The sequence below is a fragment of the Vreelandella titanicae BH1 genome (assembly GCF_000336575.1).
Classification (GTDB): domain Bacteria; phylum Pseudomonadota; class Gammaproteobacteria; order Pseudomonadales; family Halomonadaceae; genus Vreelandella; species Vreelandella titanicae.
Map to the genome: position 1 here is coordinate 23,854 of NZ_AOPO01000025.1, position 19,055 is coordinate 42,908.

The 19,055-nt window shown below is 55.4% G+C and carries 21 protein-coding genes and 3 tRNA genes; 8 read left to right on the plus strand and 16 right to left on the minus strand.

Going from position 1 to position 19,055, the window contains the following annotated elements:
* Positions 1–17 precede the first annotated feature (17 nt).
* A complete protein-coding gene (locus HALTITAN_RS23455; RefSeq protein ID WP_039860817.1) occupies positions 18–683 on the minus strand; it encodes a fumarylacetoacetate hydrolase family protein in 666 nt (221 codons plus the stop codon).
* Positions 684–801: 118 nt separating this feature from the next.
* Positions 802–1,818 (minus strand): ectoine hydroxylase, encoded by a 1,017-nt coding sequence (gene thpD, locus HALTITAN_RS23460; protein ID WP_009288587.1) that lies wholly within the window; start codon positions 1,816–1,818, stop codon positions 802–804.
* 358 nt (positions 1,819–2,176) lie between these two features.
* Between thpD and HALTITAN_RS23465 the strand changes: the two genes are divergently transcribed.
* The gene (locus tag HALTITAN_RS23465; RefSeq protein WP_051052217.1) at positions 2,177–2,563 is read left to right on the plus strand and encodes an META domain-containing protein; all 387 of its coding nucleotides are present in this window, start codon (positions 2,177–2,179) and stop codon (positions 2,561–2,563) included.
* Positions 2,564–2,616: 53 nt separating this feature from the next.
* Here HALTITAN_RS23465 and HALTITAN_RS23470 read toward each other — a convergent pair whose 3' ends face one another.
* The 8 genes from HALTITAN_RS23470 to HALTITAN_RS23505 form a co-directional block, all read right to left on the minus strand.
* Positions 2,617–3,267 carry a LysE family translocator gene (locus tag HALTITAN_RS23470; RefSeq protein WP_009288588.1) on the minus strand — a complete coding sequence of 217 codons (651 nt, stop codon included), beginning with the start codon at positions 3,265–3,267 and terminating at the stop codon, positions 2,617–2,619.
* 223 nt (positions 3,268–3,490) lie between these two features.
* A tRNA-Thr gene (locus tag HALTITAN_RS23475) sits at positions 3,491–3,566 on the minus strand.
* 72 nt (positions 3,567–3,638) lie between these two features.
* Positions 3,639–3,713 (minus strand) — tRNA-Gln (locus tag HALTITAN_RS23480).
* A gap of 6 nt (positions 3,714–3,719) precedes the next feature.
* Positions 3,720–3,795 (minus strand) — tRNA-Phe (locus HALTITAN_RS23485).
* 216 nt (positions 3,796–4,011) lie between these two features.
* The gene (locus HALTITAN_RS23490; RefSeq protein ID WP_027958863.1) at positions 4,012–4,287 is read right to left on the minus strand and encodes an oxidative damage protection protein; all 276 of its coding nucleotides are present in this window, start codon (positions 4,285–4,287) and stop codon (positions 4,012–4,014) included.
* A 59-nt stretch (positions 4,288–4,346) separates the two neighbouring features.
* Entirely contained in the window at positions 4,347–5,441 is a 1,095-nt protein-coding gene (gene mutY / locus HALTITAN_RS23495; RefSeq protein WP_009288589.1) for an A/G-specific adenine glycosylase, read from the minus strand.
* A gap of 138 nt (positions 5,442–5,579) precedes the next feature.
* Positions 5,580–7,919: an AsmA family protein gene (locus tag HALTITAN_RS23500; RefSeq protein ID WP_039860819.1), complete on the minus strand. Its 2,340-nt coding sequence runs from the start codon at positions 7,917–7,919 to the stop codon at positions 5,580–5,582.
* On the minus strand, positions 7,919–8,401 hold the full coding sequence (locus HALTITAN_RS23505) for a GNAT family N-acetyltransferase (RefSeq protein ID WP_009288590.1): 483 nt from the start codon (positions 8,399–8,401) through the stop codon (positions 7,919–7,921). The genes HALTITAN_RS23500 and HALTITAN_RS23505 overlap by 1 nt, the downstream gene beginning before the upstream one ends.
* A gap of 197 nt (positions 8,402–8,598) precedes the next feature.
* On the opposite strand from HALTITAN_RS23505, the gene hisB reads away from it, so the two are divergent.
* The 5 genes from hisB to HALTITAN_RS23530 all read left to right on the plus strand — a co-directional run bounded on the left by hisB (position 8,599) and on the right by HALTITAN_RS23530 (position 11,973).
* On the plus strand, positions 8,599–9,192 hold the full coding sequence (hisB, locus tag HALTITAN_RS23510) for an imidazoleglycerol-phosphate dehydratase HisB (RefSeq protein ID WP_009288591.1): 594 nt from the start codon (positions 8,599–8,601) through the stop codon (positions 9,190–9,192).
* A gap of 76 nt (positions 9,193–9,268) precedes the next feature.
* Positions 9,269–9,910: an imidazole glycerol phosphate synthase subunit HisH gene (hisH, locus tag HALTITAN_RS23515; protein ID WP_022522036.1), complete on the plus strand. Its 642-nt coding sequence runs from the start codon at positions 9,269–9,271 to the stop codon at positions 9,908–9,910.
* Between the two features lie 11 nt (positions 9,911–9,921).
* A complete protein-coding gene (gene hisA / locus HALTITAN_RS23520; RefSeq protein ID WP_009288592.1) occupies positions 9,922–10,668 on the plus strand; it encodes a 1-(5-phosphoribosyl)-5-[(5-phosphoribosylamino)methylideneamino]imidazole-4-carboxamide isomerase in 747 nt (248 codons plus the stop codon).
* The gene (gene hisF / locus HALTITAN_RS23525; RefSeq protein ID WP_008957631.1) at positions 10,665–11,438 is read left to right on the plus strand and encodes an imidazole glycerol phosphate synthase subunit HisF; all 774 of its coding nucleotides are present in this window, start codon (positions 10,665–10,667) and stop codon (positions 11,436–11,438) included. Before hisA ends, hisF begins: the two co-directional genes overlap by 4 nt.
* Positions 11,439–11,466: 28 nt before the next feature.
* Entirely contained in the window at positions 11,467–11,973 is a 507-nt protein-coding gene (locus tag HALTITAN_RS23530; RefSeq protein ID WP_039860821.1) for a hypothetical protein, read from the plus strand.
* A gap of 3 nt (positions 11,974–11,976) precedes the next feature.
* Here the strand turns inward: HALTITAN_RS23530 and HALTITAN_RS23535 are convergent, their stop codons facing one another.
* Positions 11,977–12,591 (minus strand): YjaG family protein, encoded by a 615-nt coding sequence (locus HALTITAN_RS23535; RefSeq protein ID WP_039860828.1) that lies wholly within the window; start codon positions 12,589–12,591, stop codon positions 11,977–11,979.
* 123 nt (positions 12,592–12,714) lie between these two features.
* On the opposite strand from HALTITAN_RS23535, the gene HALTITAN_RS23540 reads away from it, so the two are divergent.
* Positions 12,715–13,404 (plus strand): type 1 glutamine amidotransferase, encoded by a 690-nt coding sequence (locus HALTITAN_RS23540; RefSeq protein ID WP_009288593.1) that lies wholly within the window; start codon positions 12,715–12,717, stop codon positions 13,402–13,404.
* A 12-nt stretch (positions 13,405–13,416) separates the two neighbouring features.
* On the opposite strand, the gene mnmH is transcribed toward HALTITAN_RS23540, so the two are convergent.
* The 4 genes from mnmH to HALTITAN_RS23560 all read right to left on the minus strand — a co-directional run bounded on the left by mnmH (position 13,417) and on the right by HALTITAN_RS23560 (position 17,579).
* The gene (mnmH, locus tag HALTITAN_RS23545) at positions 13,417–14,517 is read right to left on the minus strand and encodes a tRNA 2-selenouridine(34) synthase MnmH (RefSeq protein WP_009288594.1); all 1,101 of its coding nucleotides are present in this window, start codon (positions 14,515–14,517) and stop codon (positions 13,417–13,419) included.
* Complete coding sequence (gene selD, locus HALTITAN_RS23550; RefSeq protein ID WP_039860823.1) at positions 14,514–15,551, minus strand: selenide, water dikinase SelD; 1,038 nt, start codon at positions 15,549–15,551, stop codon at positions 14,514–14,516. The genes mnmH and selD overlap by 4 nt, the downstream gene beginning before the upstream one ends.
* Before the next feature lie 56 nt (positions 15,552–15,607).
* On the minus strand, positions 15,608–16,978 hold the full coding sequence (gene radA, locus HALTITAN_RS23555; RefSeq protein WP_027958874.1) for a DNA repair protein RadA: 1,371 nt from the start codon (positions 16,976–16,978) through the stop codon (positions 15,608–15,610).
* A 154-nt stretch (positions 16,979–17,132) separates the two neighbouring features.
* Positions 17,133–17,579 (minus strand): copper resistance protein NlpE N-terminal domain-containing protein, encoded by a 447-nt coding sequence (locus tag HALTITAN_RS23560; protein ID WP_022522027.1) that lies wholly within the window; start codon positions 17,577–17,579, stop codon positions 17,133–17,135.
* Between the two features lie 166 nt (positions 17,580–17,745).
* On the opposite strand from HALTITAN_RS23560, the gene hisC reads away from it, so the two are divergent.
* Positions 17,746–18,804 (plus strand): histidinol-phosphate transaminase, encoded by a 1,059-nt coding sequence (hisC, locus tag HALTITAN_RS23565; protein WP_009288598.1) that lies wholly within the window; start codon positions 17,746–17,748, stop codon positions 18,802–18,804.
* Positions 18,805–18,872: 68 nt separating this feature from the next.
* Here the strand turns inward: hisC and HALTITAN_RS26155 are convergent.
* A partial coding sequence (locus HALTITAN_RS26155) for a hypothetical protein (protein WP_236614995.1) occupies positions 18,873–19,055 on the minus strand: 183 nt, incomplete at its 5' end.

The window sequence follows — 19,055 nt, forward strand, 5'->3', positions numbered from 1 at the left end:
ATACTCTGCTTTTTTCGCTACTCGACTACGCTGGTTTCAACTACCAAACCACCGGTCAAGGTTAAACGCAGTGATGAACCGCGAACCAGCTCTCCAACGCCTGATGGCGTGCCGGTCAAAATCACATCGCCCGGCTCTAGAGTGAAGTGACGGCTCATTTCGGCTACCAAAGTCGGTATGGCGAAGATCATATCGGAGCCTTCACCGTGCTGGCGCTCTTCACCATCAATCTCAAGCGTGAAAGCCAGCGCGTTCCAGTTGGGAACACGGCTTAGCGGCAGAAACGACGAAAGCGGGCAAGCGCCATCAAAAGCTTTGGCGATTTCCCAGGGATGCCCTTTCTCTTTTAGCTTCGTCTGTACATCACGCAGCGTTAAATCCATCGCCAACCCGATACCGACAATCGCACGCTCGGCTTCATCCAGGGTGGCGTGGGTTAGCGCTTCACCCACTAACAGCGCAAGTTCGGCTTCATAATGCACATCACCGCGTGAAAACGGCGGATCCAACGGTTTGGTTAGATCCACAACGCTGGTCGATGGCTTTATGAACAGCAGCGGCTCAGTGGGAACCGGATTATCCAGCTCTTTCGCATGGTCGGCATAATTACGGCCGATGCAGACAACCTTGCCCAGCGGGTGGGGAAACTCCTGGCCATCGGTAAACTGTAGAACAAAACGCATGGCGGGTATTCTCCTTCTCATTATGCGTGCCGCTTTCGCAACGACAGGCGCAACAGTTTACCCCACCTAAACGAAGGTTCCACACCCTTCGGCCATGAATTTGTTTCCCCACTGCACGTTAGCGATATTGCTGGGCCTGTTGATCAGGGCTATGAGCCAGGAAATCAGGCCGTTGCTTAGCCGCCGCATAAGGCGCCCGGCAACGGTTATCCTGGCGGTTAAACACGAAAAACACGTTGCTACGCGGGTCAGGCGACAGGTTGGCGTTAGAAGCATGCAGCGTATTGCAATCGAACAGCAGCAAACCACCCGCCTTGCCTTTTGGCGCTTCAATACCGTGTTCAGCCACTAGCTCGGTAAGTGCTTCTGGGCTTGGCACGCCCACTTCCTGCGCTTTCAGCGAGCTTTTGTGGTTTTCCTCCGGTGTTTCCCCCACGCACGGTACAAACTTTTTGTGCGAACCGGGGATCAGCATCAACGGACCATTGAACTCATGGTTGTCAGTTAAGATCAGCGATGCGCTCACCGCGTGCATCGCAGGCATGCCATCTTCCGCGTGCCACGTCTCAAAGTCGGAGTGCCAGTTAAAGCCCTTACCGGCAAATCCAGGCTTATAGTTAATACGCGACTGATGCACATAAGGGTCGTCGCCTATGATTTGACGAGCAGCGCCCGCGACACGCTCATCGCTGGCCAGCTTTCCCAACCGCTCAGAGAGAAAGTGCACCGCAAATAGCGAGCGGATTTCCTGGCTCTCTGGCTCAGTGACGCTGAAGTCTTGATTGAGGTACTTATCGTTGTTCATCAACGCCTTCATTTCCTGACGCAGCTCCTCAAGCTCTGCGCCTTCAATGAGGTTGGGAATAAACAGAAACCCTTTACGTTCAAACTCATCAAGCTGCGCCTGGCTTAACGGGCCGGAAAGTTGACGGCCTTTGACAACCGTATCTTGGCGCGGCAGCCAGGTTTTCTCAGGAGGAGTGATTAAGCGCGACGGGTAGGCATCCTGTACCTGTTTGCGCTGAACCTGAGTACTGTGAACGTCCTGAGTAATGTGAACGTTAGGTGTATCGGCCATTTCGCTATATTGCTTATGGGCGGTTACAGTATTTAGCGGTGTGCTTTTGACTGTCATCTAATCCACTCCTTGTATGATTAGGTTTCAGATCGAACATATTGCACGTATAAAGATTAGCGTACATATAAATAAAACAGCACGATTCTAACATCGTGCAGGGAGTAGCCTAGACCACTAAAATTTCCTCGCAAGGCATGATTTCTGGTTTGATAACGTAGGTTACGTGAAAAAAATTGAACAGTGGCTTTTTAGGCAATAAGTCACCTGAAAAGCTCACTCCAAGCCACAATGTTTGCGGTTAATGTTGCTCATCTTTTTATCTAACTGAATGGGGAATCATACTTTGAAAAGTCAGCTACCGATTTATGGATTTATCAGCGCGCTATTAATAACCGCTGGGTGTTCTTCAGCAACAATGGATACCCACGAGACAGCGCATCGCCCTAATGAACCGTTGATCAACACCTACTGGAAGCTGGTAACGCTTGATAGCGCACCGGTCGTCACCCATGAGAATTTCCGTGAAGCACATTTGGTTCTTCATCAAGAGGCTTCTCGCTTAGCCGGCGCTACCGGCTGCAATACCCTGATGGGCAGCTACCGTATGGAAAATGAGCGCATAACATTTGGGCAAATCGCCAGCACTAAAATGGCCTGCCCAACGCCCCAAATGAAAACTGAGCGAGATTTTCTAGCAGCACTCAAGGAGGTAACGGCATGGAGCGTGGATGGCGCAATGCTTGTACTGTCGAGCGACAGCAATGAACCGCTGGCAGTCTTCGAGGCGGTGTATCTTTATTAACTACAAAGAGCGCATCTAAAGGACGCACTTTAAACTCACCAAGTCTATAAGAATCAGGCCGGGGAGCGCGAAATCAAGAGGCGACCTCCGATCAGAATAAAGACCAAGCCAGATATGCCTTGGATCGACTTCCATACCCGTGGTTTCCTTAACCACTCAGCGACTCTATGCAATGTGGCAACGACCATACCGTAGAAGAACAGAGCGATCAGGGCATGGCTGGCCCCCAACCCGAGCCCTCCCAGCCAGTAGTCCGTTCCGCCGGCACTCAGGAACTGGGGAAAGGCCGCAACGTAAAAGATAGCGGGCTTGGGGTTGAGAATATTGGTGAGATAGCCCCGCACAAAGGCTTGTCTTTGGCTTATCCTCGGCAATGTTTGACAATCTTTCGCCTGCGACGCGAGGGTCGTTTTCGTTAGTGCTGCTCGAAATGCCTTAACGCCAAGCCAAATAAGATATGCAGCGCCCACGAATTTTATAATAGTGAATAACGTGACAGAGGCTGCGACGAGTGCCCCAACACCAATGAGCGCCAAAGTGGCATGAGATATGATCGCCGCACAGAAGCCCAGGGTCATCAACACTCCCGTAACACGGCCTTGCACCGGCGTCGCCTGAAGCAGCAGGAACAGATTGGCTCCTGGGGAGACTACGATGAGCGTAACGATGGAGAGAAATGCCAAGTCATCATGAAGTGGAATCATCGAGATTCACCCTGAAATGCCAAGCTAAATAGAAATTACGTATTAGCTCACTAGCAAAATTCAGTCCACGAGTGAGCCCAAAACATACTTTATGCTCACTACTTTACTCAATCAACGACATGGAAACTTTATAAATACAGATATCGTAGACACACACGAAAAAGCCGCCCTTTCGGACGGCTTAATCTAATTCTCTAACGTTTAGCTTTTAACCACTTTTCAGTGGTGCCGACACCAGGAGTCGAACCCGGGACCTACTGATTACAAGTCAGTTGCTCTACCAACTGAGCTATGTCGGCGCTTCACGTTTTCTTGAGAACTTGATTGCTTCGCTGTTAGGCTCTGCAATCAACAAGAAATCTTGTTGGCAATGGCTGGGGTACCAGGATTCGAACCTGGGAATGCCGCTACCAAAAAGCGGTGCCTTACCACTTGGCGATACCCCAGCAGTGTGGTGGCCAGAGACGGAATCGAACCGCCGACACGGGGATTTTCAATCCCCTGCTCTACCAACTGAGCTATCTGGCCGCTGCCAACGGTGCGTATTAAACTAAAAACGCCGCTTTCCGTCAACACCTTTGTGAAACTTTCTTGCGATACCGATGCTTAGAAGTCTTTTTTCCTACGCCATCTCTGGCTCGGCCTTCGATACACCCATACCTAGAGCCACTAATTACAAGTCAGTTGCTTGATCAATCCACCTTGTACTCAGAACGAACAACCGCTCTCTTCATGCCCTGCTATTCATACCTGCTTAGGCGGCACATAGCCTTCGGCTTGGTCGGTTTCCTGGTTGTCCAGGAAGCGCTGCATCTGCTCCATTAGATACGCACGGGATTCGGGGTCGAGCATGTTGAGGTGCTTTTCATTGATCAGGCGGGTTTGCAACGCCTGCCAGGCTTCCCAAGCGGGCTTGGAAACGGTGGCCTGAATCTCCTGCCCCTGCTTACCCGGCAAAGGTGGGAATGGCAGTGCTTCCAACTCTTTTTGGTACTTGCGGCAAAAAACGGTATTGCTCATAACGTGCTCCTGGTTCTGCGACTTCATTCAATGATCTCATCCAATCAGCTAGCAAACGCTTAAGCGTGCCCTGGTGTCGGATTGAGGCTAAAGGGCGTTAGCTGGCTGAGCAGCGCTTTAACGGGAGCAGCAAGGCCCAGTTCAGGCGGACGGTTAACGTCGTACCATACGCCGCTTTCACGAACACCGCCCAGCCTATCGCAGCTCACCGGCTGCGGGGTAATCTCTAAGCGAAAATGGCTGAAGGTGTGGTAAAAGCTAGGCGATGTAGTTCCCCGTTTAGGGTTCACAGCGTTGTCTTCAAGCCAGTCGTTGAGCTCGCTGTGCTTCTCAAACTGCGGCAAACTCCATAACCCGCCCCACAGACCGCTGGGAGGGCGTTTCTCGAGCCATATCCGGCCTTCCGGGTCACGCAGCATCAGCATGATCGTTTGTCGTGTGGGCAGCGCCTTTTTGGGTTTGGATTCCGGGTAGCGCTTTGGTTCGCCTTGGGCGTAGGCCAAACAGACATCGTTAAATGGGCAGCTCAGGCAGTCTGGTTTGCTGCGTTTACATAGCGTAGCGCCAAAATCCATCATCGCCTGGGTGTAATCCGCCAGGCGCTCTGTTGGGGTGTAGTACTCCGCCAGCGACCACAGCTTTCTCTCCACATCTGGCTTACCCGGCCAACCGGGCAGCGCATGCAAACGAGTGAGCGAGCGCTTTACATTGCCATCTAAAATAGCCGCACGCTGCCCTGTGCTTTGCGCAATGATAGCGCCAGCGGTGGAGCGGCCAATACCAGGCAAAGCGACTAATGCGTCGATACTTTCCGTCGGCAGCTCGCCATTGTGCTCCACTAACGCAACCTGGGCAGCTTTATGCAAGTTGCGCGCACGGGCATAGTAACCAAGGCCCGTCCAGAGGTGCAGCACTTCATCCTGTGGGGCCTTGGCGAGACTCTCCAGGGTAGGAAAGCGCGCCATGAAACGCTCAAAATAGCCGATAACGGTGGCAACCTGGGTTTGCTGCAGCATGATTTCCGACACCCACACGCGGTAGGCGCTACGCGGCGACTGCCACGGTAAGTCGTGACGGCCGTAGCGGTCAAACCAATCCAGTAAGCGTTGTTGGAATTCGTTTGCCGCTAGCCGCGGCGTGGGCATATCTGCCATGCACGCTCCTTAAACAGAAATGGGTATATGAAACAGCAATGGGCAGGCACCAGTGCCAATAAAAAAGCGCCGGCGTTTAGGCCGGCGCAGCACTTACTGTTTCGATAAATGCGTCACTTCACATCCCTGCGTCAATGCTCAGTTAAACAGGCTGCGTAGACCATCACGAAGTTCTTGAGCAGCACCTTCGCCAAGGCGTTCATCCAACTCATCTAAAGAGTCGCCTAGACGCTCCTCCAGCTCTTCATTAACACGATCACCCGCCTCGTTACGCAGCAGGTCAACCACGGCGGTCTGGAACATCTCACGGTCGAATCGGCACCACTCGGTGCGTTCATCGCCAAGATTACCTTCACAGCGTACGGGCAGCGGCAGTTGTTCCAGGCGCGGGTTAACTTCACAGGCCGCGTCGGCGGTGTCGACCAAGCGGGCATTCGCACGGGTATCAAAGTTCAAGCTGGCAAGATCCAGTTCTCCTTCTCCACGCACATCGATGCCGGGCAGGGTGATCAGCAGGTCGTCACTCTCCACTAAGCCGTTACTGATTTGGAAGGTAGCATCAAAACGCTCAAAGCGAGTATCGGTGTGCCAATCCCGCAAAGTGCCCTGCCCCTCTAACTGGGCAACCAGTTCACACATTTGCTTGGAAATGTTGGTATTTAAAATGGCGCCTTCGTTTAGACGAGCATTAAGCGCGCCATTGAGGTTGCCGATAAGCGCTTCACGGGTATTGCCCTGACTGGTGACATCCCCGGTTAAATTAAAGCGACCGCGCAGTGGTGATGCCTCCTCTTTTTCACTGATCGCTTCAATCAACGGCGCCACCTGAACGTTGTTAATAGTCGGCGATAGCGCCCACTCAAGGATGGAATCCGTAGCATCAACCTGGCCGGTAGCGCTGAGTTCCCCCTCATAGAAGCCCGACTCAAACGCCGTTAGCCGATGAACGCCGTCGTCACCACGCAGTTGCAAGCGTGGATTGTTGAAGGTCAGGCCCGCAAAAATAAGCGTATCCACGCTCAGGTCGCCCTCTAACGCCAGCCCGCTGAGCAACGATTGCGGCACTAATGTGTTGTTTTCCTGAGCAAAGGCTTTACGTAGCAAGCCGCGACTCGCCTGTTTGGCGGTGGCCTCACCGGGAAGATAGCGATCAAGGTCTAGTTGGTCACCGGCTAAATCGAACGCCAGGCGTGAGCCATTCAGCGCCGCCGTCAGCTCGCCGGTAAAGGTGCTGTCGTCGACGACCAACGAGAGGCTAGGCAAAGAGAATTGCTCGGCATCACCTTCGATAGGACTGGTCATGGCCACATCGCTGAGCGCGGCCTCGCCCGCGGTGGTTAGGGTAACGCCAGCACGGGCAAGCCAGGGGCGTAGCGTAAAGGGGGCAGCTGTTAGCTGACCACGATAACGGGGGTCATCGCGCAACTGCTCAATATTAAGGTGCCCACTCACCCTTAGGCCATCCGGCCCGGTGAGCTGCAAGTCTTTCAACTGCGCCGTTTGTGCCTGCCAGTCGCCCTCCAGGCCAAAGGCGAGCGCCAACGCCAAGCTGCCCTGCCAGTTATCCGCATTACGCAGGCCCGTTTCGAGCAGCCCCTCTTTAATGGTGAGCTGCTGCTCGCCCATACGGGCAACCAACTCGGCGGCCTTCAAGCTCAGCTGCTGTGGCTCGCTCTCTGCCCCCTTGGTGGTTCGAGTGGTCAGTGCCATATTTTCCAGGGCGAAAAGCTTATCTGCCAACCCAAGCCGCACGCGTGTTTCAAGATTGATATCGCTGGTCAGATCAGGGGCACGCTCCAATACCTCGGCATCGAGCCGGTTATGCTTGGTCAGTGTGAACATAGCCTTCAGCGGAAAGGCGCGCAGCGGGTTAACGTTACTACCCGAGATATTCAGTTGCTGCATACGCCACAGTGCTTGGGTTTGCGCATCGCGGAAGCGAATGTCGGCGTTTTTCACTTCAACGCTGGCAATACTCAACACCACGGCCAAGCTACCGGCGTCCGCATTGGGGCCAGCACTGGCGGGCGCCAGCACCGTTTCAGCCGCGCTTTCATTGTGCTCAGAAAGGCGCTCTAACAAGGGCTCCCAGTTACCCTCACCCTGTTCATCGCGCTCTAAGTTAAGGCGCATACCGTCCAGGGTTAGGCCGTCGACGGCAATTTCCCCTCGCAATAGCGGGCCGAATGCCACGCTCACCTCGGCGCGGTCAATAGCCGCAAAGGCAGCACTCTCTTCAGCCTGCTCGGGCAACCAGGCGCGGGCTTTCTCTACACTGACGCCGATACGCGGGTAGAATGACCAGGTAATCGGGCCTTCCAACGCCAAGTTGAGTCCCGTTTGCTCCTCCACGACAGCAGTTAAACGGGGCTTGAAGTCTTCTGGATCCAGAAAGGTGGTCACGTAGACCACGGCGGCGACCGCAACGATGGCGAGAATGCCGACTGCTGCCAGCAAGATACGTAATAGCTGTTTCATTACCCTTTCCCTTGTGGGTCTAACTCAACAAAATCACTGGTGGCGGGCATACCCGCTGCCGGCGTTTCTGGGTTGGCCATTGGCCGGTAACCTAGCTTGGAGAGCAGCACGCGGTCGGCCAGTGGTAAAGTGGACGTTTCAATGCGCAGGACACGGCCTTCCTGCTTGGCTTGCTCGCCAAGCAGCGCCATCAAGCGCGAACCGACGCCACGGCGACGGGTGGTTTTGCGCACGCAGAGCTCAGATAGCCACCACGCCCGGTCTGCGCCCTCCTGAACGGCGACGGCCCCCAGCAGCCGATCGTTGAAGAGAGCACAGGCAAAAAAGTGCTGGCCTGCAAAATGTTGCTCAATAAATGGCTCAACCGTTGGGGTGGGCATACGCTCTTGGGGCGCATCCTGATAGATGCGCATAAGATCAAGGCGCACCTGCTCATCGGCTTCCCAACGGGCCTGGTCGACATGGTGCAGTGTCACCGGCATGGTGAAATCCTCTTCGCCAAAGCAGCCTGGCTGCTATTTCTGCCGCAATTGATTACGGCTACATTTCGCGCATTGTAGCGGATGAGGGCGCCGATTCACTATAATGGTCGCTTCGCCACAGGCCGATCAAATCAGTGGTAAGTTGATGATCGCCACCAGCCATCCCTCAGAGTGCGCTTCAGCGCAGGAGATGCAACATGTCAGCGCGTATTGCCACGGTTAGCCGTGACACCAACGAAACGCAGATCAAGGTCAGCGTCAATCTCGATGGCGAAGGCCGTCTTAGCTGCCAAACCGGCGTTCCGTTCCTGGATCATATGCTTGATCAAGTTGCTCGCCACGGGATGATCGATCTCGACATCAATGCCACTGGCGACCTGCATATTGACGACCACCATACCGTAGAAGACCTGGGTATTACGCTAGGCCAAGCTTTTTTTGAAGCAATTGGCGATAAACGCGGCATTTACCGTTATGGTCACGCCTATGTTCCTCTTGATGAAGCACTCTCCCGGGTAGTGATCGACTTTTCCGGTCGACCTGGTCTGTTTATGAATGTTGAATTCACCCGCGACACTATCGGTAGCCTGGACACTCAGTTGTTCTGGGAGTTTTTCCAAGGCTTTGTCAATCACGCCCGCGTGACGCTGCATATCGACAACATCAAAGGCTTTAATGCTCACCATCAGGCGGAAACGATCTTCAAGGCCTTTGGCAGAGCACTCCGCATGGCCGTGATGGAAGACCCGCGCATGGCAGGCCAAATGCCCTCCACCAAAGGGAGCTTATGATGCTGCGCTGTAGCCTGCGCGATGCCACGGGCTTTGCCGTTAGCCCTATTTTGTCCACTTCTCCAAGGAGCGCTTCATGACCATTGCTGTAATCGACTATGGAATGGGCAATCTTCATTCTGTAGCCAAAGCGCTGGAGCATGTGACCCATGAGAATGTCGTCATTACCCGCGACCCGCGCCGTATCCTCGGCGCAACGCGTTTAGTGCTACCGGGCCAAGGGGCCATTCGCGACTGCGTTGGCGAACTTGAGCGCACCGAGTTACGCGGGTTGGTGGAGGATATCTTAACCCGCCAGGCCAAACCGCTGCTGGGTATCTGCGTGGGCCAGCAGATGCTACTGGAGCGCAGCGAAGAGAATGGCGGCGTAGAGTGCCTGGGGTTCTTTAAAGGCAGTGTAGATCGTTTCCCTGGCGATATGCGCGACGCCCACGAGCAGCGCTTGAAAGTACCGCACATGGGCTGGAACGTGGTAGAGCAGCACCATGAACACCCACTCTGGGCAGGTATTGATAATCACGAACACTTCTACTTCGTGCATAGCTACTACGTTAATGCCGATGAAGATGCACAAGTATTTGGTACGACCCAATACGGCAAGGTAACCGCCCACGTGGCCATTGGCCGTGACGCGACCTTCGCGGTGCAGTTTCACCCCGAAAAAAGCTCCCGCGCGGGCCTTCGCCTGCTTGAAAACTTTGTCACCTGGACGCCCTGAGAGGATTTTGTATGTTGGTAATTCCCGCTATTGATCTCAAAGACGGCCAGTGTGTCCGATTGAAGCAGGGCCGCATGGAAGACGCGACGTCTTACGGCAATGACCCGGTGGCCATGGCGGCGCGCTGGGTAGAAGCAGGCGCCCGTCGCCTGCACCTGGTAGATTTGAACGGCGCCTTTGAAGGCAAACCGGTGAACGGTGACGCCGTGACGGCTATCGCCCGCGCTTACCCGGATCTGCCGATTCAAATTGGTGGCGGCATTCGCAGTGCGGAAACCATCGAGCACTACTTAAGCGCCGGTGTCTCTTATGTGATTATCGGCACCAAGGCAGTTAAAGAACCCGCTTTTGTGGGCGAGATGTGCCGCGCTTTTCCCGGCCATGTGATCGTTGGACTTGATGCCAAAGATGGCTATGTCGCCACCGACGGCTGGGCAGAGGTCTCCACGGTAAAAGCCACTGAGCTTGCCAAGCGTTTCGCCAACGACGGCGTCTCCAGCATTGTCTACACCGACATTGCCCGCGACGGCATGATGCAAGGCGTCAATGTGGAAGCCACCGCGGCGCTTGCCCGCGAAGGCGGTTTGCCGGTGATTGCCTCCGGTGGAGTGACCAACCTGGACGATATCAAAGCACTCTGCGAGGTTGCTGATAGCGGTATCCTGGGCGCTATTACCGGTCGGGCAATTTACGAAGGCAGCCTGGATGTTGCCGAAGCTCAGCGGCTGAGCGACCAACTGACGGGAGGCAGTTCATGAGCCTTACCAAACGCATTATCCCCTGCCTCGACGTAGACGCCGGGCGCGTGGTCAAAGGCGTTAATTTTGTCGGTATTCGCGATGCCGGTGATCCGGTGGAGATTGCCCAGCGCTATAACCAGCAGGGCGCCGATGAAATCACCTTTCTCGACATTACCGCTAGCCACGAAGACCGCGACACGACGGTGGAGATGGTTGAACGCATTGCTGGCGAAGTGTTTATTCCGCTAACCGTCGGCGGCGGCATTCGCAGTTGTGACGACATTCGCACTATGCTGAACGCCGGAGCGGACAAAGTCTCGATCAACACCGCAGCGGTCACTAACCCTGAGTTTGTTCGCGAAGCCGCCGAGCGTTTTGGTAGCCAGTGCATTGTGGTGGCGATTGACGCTAAACGGGTCTCTAAAGAGGGAGAAACGCCCCGTTGGGAGATTTTCACTCACGGCGGCCGCCGCCCAACAGGCCTTGACGCCGTTGAATGGGCGAAGAAGATGGTTGAGTTCGGGGCGGGCGAACTACTGCTCACCAGCATGGATCGCGACGGCACCAAGATTGGCTTTGACCTGGGCGTGACCCACGCGATTTCCGAAGCGGTGAGCGTTCCGGTGATAGCCTCAGGCGGTGTGGGCAACCTGGATCACCTGGTGGATGGCGTACTCAAAGGTGGTGCCGATGCAGTGCTGGCCGCCAGTATTTTCCATTTTGGCGAATACACCATCCCTGAAGCTAAGCGCTATATGGCCGAACGCGGTATCGAAATGCGGCTTTAAAATGCCCTCTATCAACCAGGAGCTTCGAATGTTTCGTTTACACCCATGGATGGGATGGCTCGCAGGCCTGCTATTAAGCACGCCTGCTACTGCCTTCACGCTACCTGATTGGCCACCGTCGTTGGAGTGGGATCACACCCTGGTGCAAACCAGCCTTTATACCCGCCACTTCAGCCCCGACCCGGAACACACTAACCAACAAGACCTGGTTAGCATTGAACTGCATAATCCGAATCACTGGTTAGCGGGCGGGGCTTGGTTCAAAAACTCCTTCGATCAGCCCTCTTGGTACTTCTATGCGGGGCGGGAGTTCCCTCTTTGGCAAACCGATCAGGGGATAAACGTGCGCGCCAAACTCACTGGCGGACTCCTGCGCGGCTATAAAGGCGAGTATCGCGACAAAATTCCGCTCAATCACTTGGAAATCGCCCCGGCCGCACTCCCCAGTATCGGTGTGCAATGGGGCCGGTTTGAATCAGACCTGATCATTTTCGGCACCGCAGGCATGATGATAACCGCAGGGGTGCGCTTTTAGTCGCTACTCCTCAACGTCGTCTAGCGATAAACCCAGATTGCTGATGCCACCATTGCGACCTAATTCACGCACCTCTTTCAGCGACGCCTTATCCAGCGGTTCGCTGACGGCTTCCAATACGGCATCCAATACGGCATCCTGAAAATCGTTTTCGTCGTCCATCAACGGATGGTCGCGAATAATCAGCGCTAGCTTTTGCGCGTCCACCTCGCCTTCAGTGAGTTCTATAAAGGCGCGTACGCCCGCTCGGGATGTGCGGCTAACATCCAGCACGGCCTCTGGGGAGTCGCCTTGCAGGGTATCCAGCAGCGCTGAGACCGACACCACTGCATCCAGGGCGCGCCGGGCACCAAAGCTGTCATCCTCTTCGGGCGGCTCACACTCGGCTAACTTTTCCGCTTGGCGGGCAAAGTCGATACTGGCATTGGGCACATTAAGCCGCTCCCAGACCAAACTCAGCACGGTACCTAGCGTATGGCTATCGCCGTGGCCGGTGGTTTGCTGATAAAGCATATAGTTTGGCAACAAACGCTCGCACAACGCCCCCATAAAGGCTTGCTGGGCAGGTAGCGGGAGCTCTTGTAACCGTTGGTAAAAGCCCTGGGGTTTCGACACCATACTGATTTCCTGGATCGCTTGACGTGGGATATTGGTGAAAAGTAGCGGGTACGTTATCGTCTCTCTACGCTTGGGGCGGTTCCCCAGCGCTTTGATGATTGTACGGCCGGCGAGGAGATTACCATGCATATTCATCTGCTACAGCACGGCCCTGACCATGGCCCCGCCCGGTTAACCGATTGGCTAACCAGTATGGGTCATAGTTACACCGTTTTTCATCTCTACGCAGGCGAGCTAACGCCCCGCCCAAACGAGTCTGATGCACTGATTATACTTGATGGCCCAGAAGAGCTACTCAGCCATCCTCCGGCGTGGTTTAAAGCCGAAGATAAGCTCATCAACCGCTATTTGGATGGCCAAAAACCGCTGTTGGGTATTGGCGTAGGCGCCCACTGGATAGCCCAGGCACTGGGCTCGGTGGTAGCGCCTGGTACCTATACTGAAACAGGCTGGCATACAGTCACCCTAGCGCCGGAAAGCTTGCTGGATTTACCCGAAACATTCAGCGCTTTTATGTGGCATCGCTATGTCTTCAGTTTACCCGACGATGCGCTGCCCCTAGGCGGTAGCGAAGCTGCACCGCTGCAAGGGTTTGCATGGGACAGAGGTCGTGTCATCGGCCTGCTGTGCCACCTGGAAGCCACTGCGGCTAGCGTGAAACAGCTACTGGGCACAGCCGAGTGGCCTGGAGCGTCACCTTCCACTACCCGCTATGTTCAGGATGCGGCCCAAATATTAGAAGACCCCAACCGCTTTATTCACCTCGCGCCACAGCTCGACCGACTGATGACCCAGTGGCTTAAAGCAGCGTAACCGTAGCAAGCGTCAGCGGTTCCACTGCCTGGCGGCCTCTAGGCAGCTATCCCAATCGCCCACATGAATCTCTGGCGGCGCAGCGTCGCGCTGCTTCTCTAAATGGTAGCGGTAGAGCGGGTCGTAGTACTCGGTGAGCAGCGGCGCAAGCCAGGCTTCATGGGATTGGGGGTTGCCCTGGGCATGCTCTTTGAATGCCAGCGCCTGCAGCCGCTGTAAGCGCTGAAGGCGCGCGTTACCCAAGCGTTTTCCTAGTCGGATAAGGGAATTACTTAACTGCGCCTGCATTAATTGCCAGCCCTGGTAGGCCCCATGACGAGCGGCATAGGCCTGCTCCAGGCCGATAATATAGTCCTGCTGAATCTGAGCAAGGCGCCAATCCAGCGGCATTTCGATACGCACCCGCGGCGCTTGCTGCTGCGCCCGCCAGAAGTTCAAGGGAATATTGGCGTTGCCAATCTGACGGGATTCATCTTCGATGACCAGCCCTTCCATCAGCCCGATTAGCCGCTTGGCCAGCGCATGCTCAAAGTTGATTTGAGTAGCAGGCTCTTCAGGTCTGCGTCCAAAAGCAGAACCTTTGTGGTGCGCATAAGCTTCCAGGTCGACGCCATTATCGAGCTGATTAATCAGCGCTGTTTTTGCACACCCGGTGAGCCCGGCAACAACCAGCATTGGCTGAAGCGCGGCCGTATCAATGCGCTCACAGAGCGCTTGGCGCATAGCCTTCCAGCCACCCTCCAGCCGTGGCCTGGAGATACCGGCCTCTTCCAGCCACTGCTGAGCAATTTGCGAGCGCAGTCCACCGCGAAAGCAGTAAATCAATGCATCTGGGTATTCGGCTAAGTACTTCTGCCACGCTGCGACCCGAGCCTGCTTGACCTCGCCGCTGACTAAACGCTCACCTAGCTCAATCGCCGCGGCTTGACCATGCTTCTTATAAGCGATGCCCACCTGATGACGCTCGTCATCGACCATTAAGGGCAGATTGACGGCACCGGGCAGCGCGCCCTGGGCAAACTCCACCGGGGCGCGCACATCTATTAGCGGTCGCTCTTCTCTAATTAAACCCAATACCGCCGGTGTGGTGGCTGGAGTTGTGGCCAGTGTCACCCGACCACCTCGATGGAGACTTTACCCTGGCGCGCCTTCATGACGCCGAATGACTGTAACGACAGGCCGAATTCGCGACCAATACGCTCAACGTCATCCTCCCAGGCGGGGTCAACGCTGAGCAGCAGGCCGCCGGAAGTCTGGGGGTCACATAACCACTGCCAGTGGGCTTCATCCATGGCCGGCAGGCTCTCCCCCAGCGCATCACGATTGCGCAGCGTACCACCAGGCACAGCGCCTTGGCGGCGGTAGGACTCTGCCTCGGCCAGACGAGGCAACTTACGGAAATCAATCTGGGCCATGACGTTACTGGCCTGGCACATTTCAGCAAGGTGGCCCGCCAAGCCAAAACCAGTAACATCAGTCATGGCATTCACCCCTTTTACATTGGCAAGCTTCACACCAATACTATTGGGCTTGAGCATCGTTTCACGGGCAAGACCATGGTGGCCCATTTCCAGCAAGCCACGTTTCTCTGCTGTGGTTAGCATGCCTACGCCTAACGGCTTGGTTAAAAACAGTAGATCACCCGGTTTGGCGGTGCTGTTTAGCTTGAGCTTATCCAGGTCGACTAAGCCATTTACCGCGAGTCCGAAAATCGGCTCGGGCGCATCAATAGAGTGACCGCCCGCCAGGGCAACGCCTAATTCGCGACACACCGCCTGGGCGCCGGCCATTACGTCCCCCGCCACTTCAGCGCTGAGTTTATCCAGCGGCCAACCGAGAATACCTAACGCCATCACCGGCGTGCCGCCCATGGCGTAAACATCGCTGATGGCATTGGTCGCCGCGATACGGCCAAAATCGAAGGGGTCGTCGACAATGGGCATAAAGAAATCCGTAGTGGCAATCATGCCCCGCCCATCGCCCAGATCGTAGACAGCCGCATCTTCTCGTCCCTGATTGCCGACGATAAGCCGCTTATGGCCCGCCGCTGGCCCCGCCTTGGCAAGAATGCCATCCAGCACGTCCGGGGCGATTTTGCAGCCACAGCCCGCGCCGTGGCTATATTGGGTCAAGCGAATCGAACTCATCGTGTCTCTCCTTGGCACTTGGGGAATATCATCAGTTTAACCCAGTATCGTCCAGGCTACAGGGCGTCCAGCGCATCGCTGAGTTTATCAACAGCGATCACTTCCATACCCTTAGGCGCCTGCTTGGGTGCGTTAGCGCGCGGTACAATGGCGCGGAGAAAACCGTGCTTGGCCGCTTCGGCAATGCGTTCTTGGCCGCTGGGCACCGGGCGTATCTCGCCCGATAGCCCAACCTCACCAAAGACCACCAGCTCTTTGGGCAGGGCCCGGTTTTGCAGGCTAGAGACCACCGCCAACAGTACTGCCAAATCAGCGCTGGTTTCGAGCACTTTGACACCTCCGACGACGTTTAAAAATACGTCCTGATCGCCGGTAAACAGGCCGCCGTGGCGATTAAGTACCGCTAACAGCATGGCCAGACGGTTTTGATCCACGCCGACGGCGACTCGACGAGGATTACCCAGCGCAGACTCATCCACCAGCGCCTGTACCTCGACCAGAATCGGCCGTGTGCCTTCCCACACCACCATGACTAAACTACCTGGCGCCTGCTCCTCCTGGCGAGAAAGAAAAATCGCGCTGGGGTTTTTAACTTCTTTAAGGCCCTGTTCAAGCATAGCGAAGACGCCTAGCTCGTTGACGGCACCAAAGCGGTTTTTCTGCCCTCGCAGGGTACGAAAGCGTGAGTCGGCGCCCCCCTCTAATAGCAGCGAGGCATCAATCATATGCTCAAGCACTTTAGGGCCCGCCAGCGAACCGTCCTTAGTGACGTGACCTACCAGCAGCAAAACCGTATTAGTCTTTTTGGCGAAGCGCGTTAGCGCCGCGGCTGACTCGCGCACCTGGGCAACGCCACCGGGTGCAGAACTGATATCTTCCAGATGCATGGTTTGGATGGAGTCAATCACCAGAATCTCTGGCTTCTCCCGCTCAGACACCGCCAGAATAGTTTCTACACTGGTCTCGGCCAGCATTTTCAAACCATTGGTGGGCAACTGTAGGCGGTGCGCACGCATCGCTACCTGGGAGAGTGACTCCTCACCGGTCACATAGAGGATACGCCGCTGCTGGGCCAACTTGCAGGCCGTTTGCAGCAGCAGGGTCGATTTGCCCGCCCCAGGATTACCACCCAACAGAACCGCTGACCCGGGCACCAACCCTCCGCCTAGCACGCGATCAAACTCCGCGAACGTCGAGCTCATACGCGGCACTTCACTAAGATCCACATTGCCCAGGTCGATCACTTCACGGGACAGATCACCCGCGTAGCCAGATCGACCGGGGGCTGCGCCGCCACCAGGGCGGGCGCTCGCCAAGTGCACTTCACTGAGCGTGTTCCACTCGTGGCAACTGCTACATTGTCCCTGCCATTTACGGTATTCGGCACCGCACTCGGTACACACAAAGGCGCTTTTGGCTTTGGCCACTGCCATTACACTCCTACTGTTGCTGTCACTAAGTGGCAACTTACGCTTGGCTGCCGCTAGTATTCATCACTTACTGTCGCGTACTTTATATTCATGAGTGCCAGCAAACACAAAAGGCGGCCAGTGGCCGCCTTTTGTACTACTGGCTAACGTCTTATTGACGCTTTAGCTGCAGCATTTCACCATTTTCAAAGCGGCGACGCTCTGGATCAATCAACTCCAACGTGCTCTCATCAATACGCATGAAGTAGTAGATTTGACCATCGCCATCTGGCGTCAGTTCGTAAACAGTGGCGTCCGGATCGGAAGGCGTACCGGTTAGCACTTCCCAGTTACCCGCGTAGTTTTCATCCGGCGGTGTTTGAGGGTGGTTACGGTAAGAAGCGTTCAGTGTGAAGGTACGCTCTTCAGCCGCGCTCATCTCTTCACCCACCATCGTGACATCCAGATCGATACCATCGCAATTGCGGCAAGGTAATGAACCTTGGTAATTTTGCTGTGCGGCAGCTGCCTCTTCTTGCTGCTGCTCCATGGGGCTGCTTGCACAGCCAGCCAGCAGTGCCAACATGGCCGAACCGGCCAGCAAACTCTTAAGTTGCATAGAGTGTCTCCTTAATCTCGTGTTGGACATCACATTTATTTACGCGCACTTATGACAGCATAACCGCTACAAGGTGCGACGCACACCCCTAGCGATGCGAATGCTTGCGCTAAGTTAGCCTTCAAGCGACCATGGTGTACCTTGCTAGGATAATCAGGTTACCCACATGAGCCAATACTGGAGTCCGGCCGTTCGCGAACTTACGCCTTACGTGCCCGGCGAGCAGCCACGCGAGCAGCTTGTAAAGCTCAATACCAATGAAAACCCTTACCCACCTGCGCCAGGTGTCGGTGAGGCACTGCGTGACTACGCGACCGATCATCTACGCCTCTACCCTGACCCAACCTCTGCAGCGCTGCGTGAAGCGTTGGCGGAGACGTTTCAGGTAGCAAGTAGCCAAGTGTTTGTCGGTAATGGTTCCGATGAGGTGCTGGCGTTTGCCTTTCAGGCATTTTTCCGCCATGGCGCACCACTAGATGTACCCACGATCACCTATAGCTTCTACCCCGTTTACGCCAATCTTTATGACGTTGAGCTGCGAAAGCATCCGCTCAATAAGCAGTGGGAAGTCGATATTGATGCTCTTGCGGCTGATGCTAACCGTAGCGGCGTTATTTTCGCTAACCCCAACGCTCCTACTGGCCACGCGCATTCGCTTGCGGCTATCGAGGCGCTGCTAAAGCGCGTCACTGATCGAGTAGTGCTGGTGGACGAGGCGTATGTCGATTTCGGCGCAGAGAGTGCTGTTTCGCTGATTGATCGCTACCCTAACCTTCTCGTCACCGGTACGTTTTCTAAATCACGCAGTTTGGCAGGCTTGCGGCTAGGCTATGCGGTGGGCTCAGAGGAGTTGATCGATGGCCTGTTGCGGGTAAAAGACTCCTTTAACTCTTTTCCAGTGGATAGTTTGGCAAGCTTAGTAGGCATCGCCGCACTCAAAGATGTCGAGCATTTTGAAGCCTGCCGCGAGCGTGTTATTACCACCCGTGAACGCACTCGCCGGCGCCTTGAAGCCTTGGGCTTTGAAGTGTTACCCTCTAAGGCTAACTTTGTGCTCGCCCAGCACCCTAACCACGAAGGCGCGCAGCTATTTGCTGGCCTACGCGAGCGGGGCATTCTGGTGCGCCATTTTAATACCTCAGACCTCAACAACTTCCTACGCATCACCATCGGCACCGATGATGAGATGGATAGCCTGATTGAAGCGTTAGAGATGCTTCTCTAGTAAAGGGTGAGGGGTGTAAGGAGTGAGGAGAGCCTTGCTGGCAGCTCACACCCTTTACTCCTTACTATTTACTCCCCCTCACGCAAAAACATCCCCCAAGGCATCAGCCCTGGGGGATTTTTCATAATAAGCGCCTGACGATGATCGGGCCGGCCATCCGGCGGCCGGCGCTCCGGGACTCTCCATGGGGAGACCCTTTGCTTTTCTTCCACGCAAACAAAAAACCCAGCCGGTTGGCTGGGTTCTTCGTT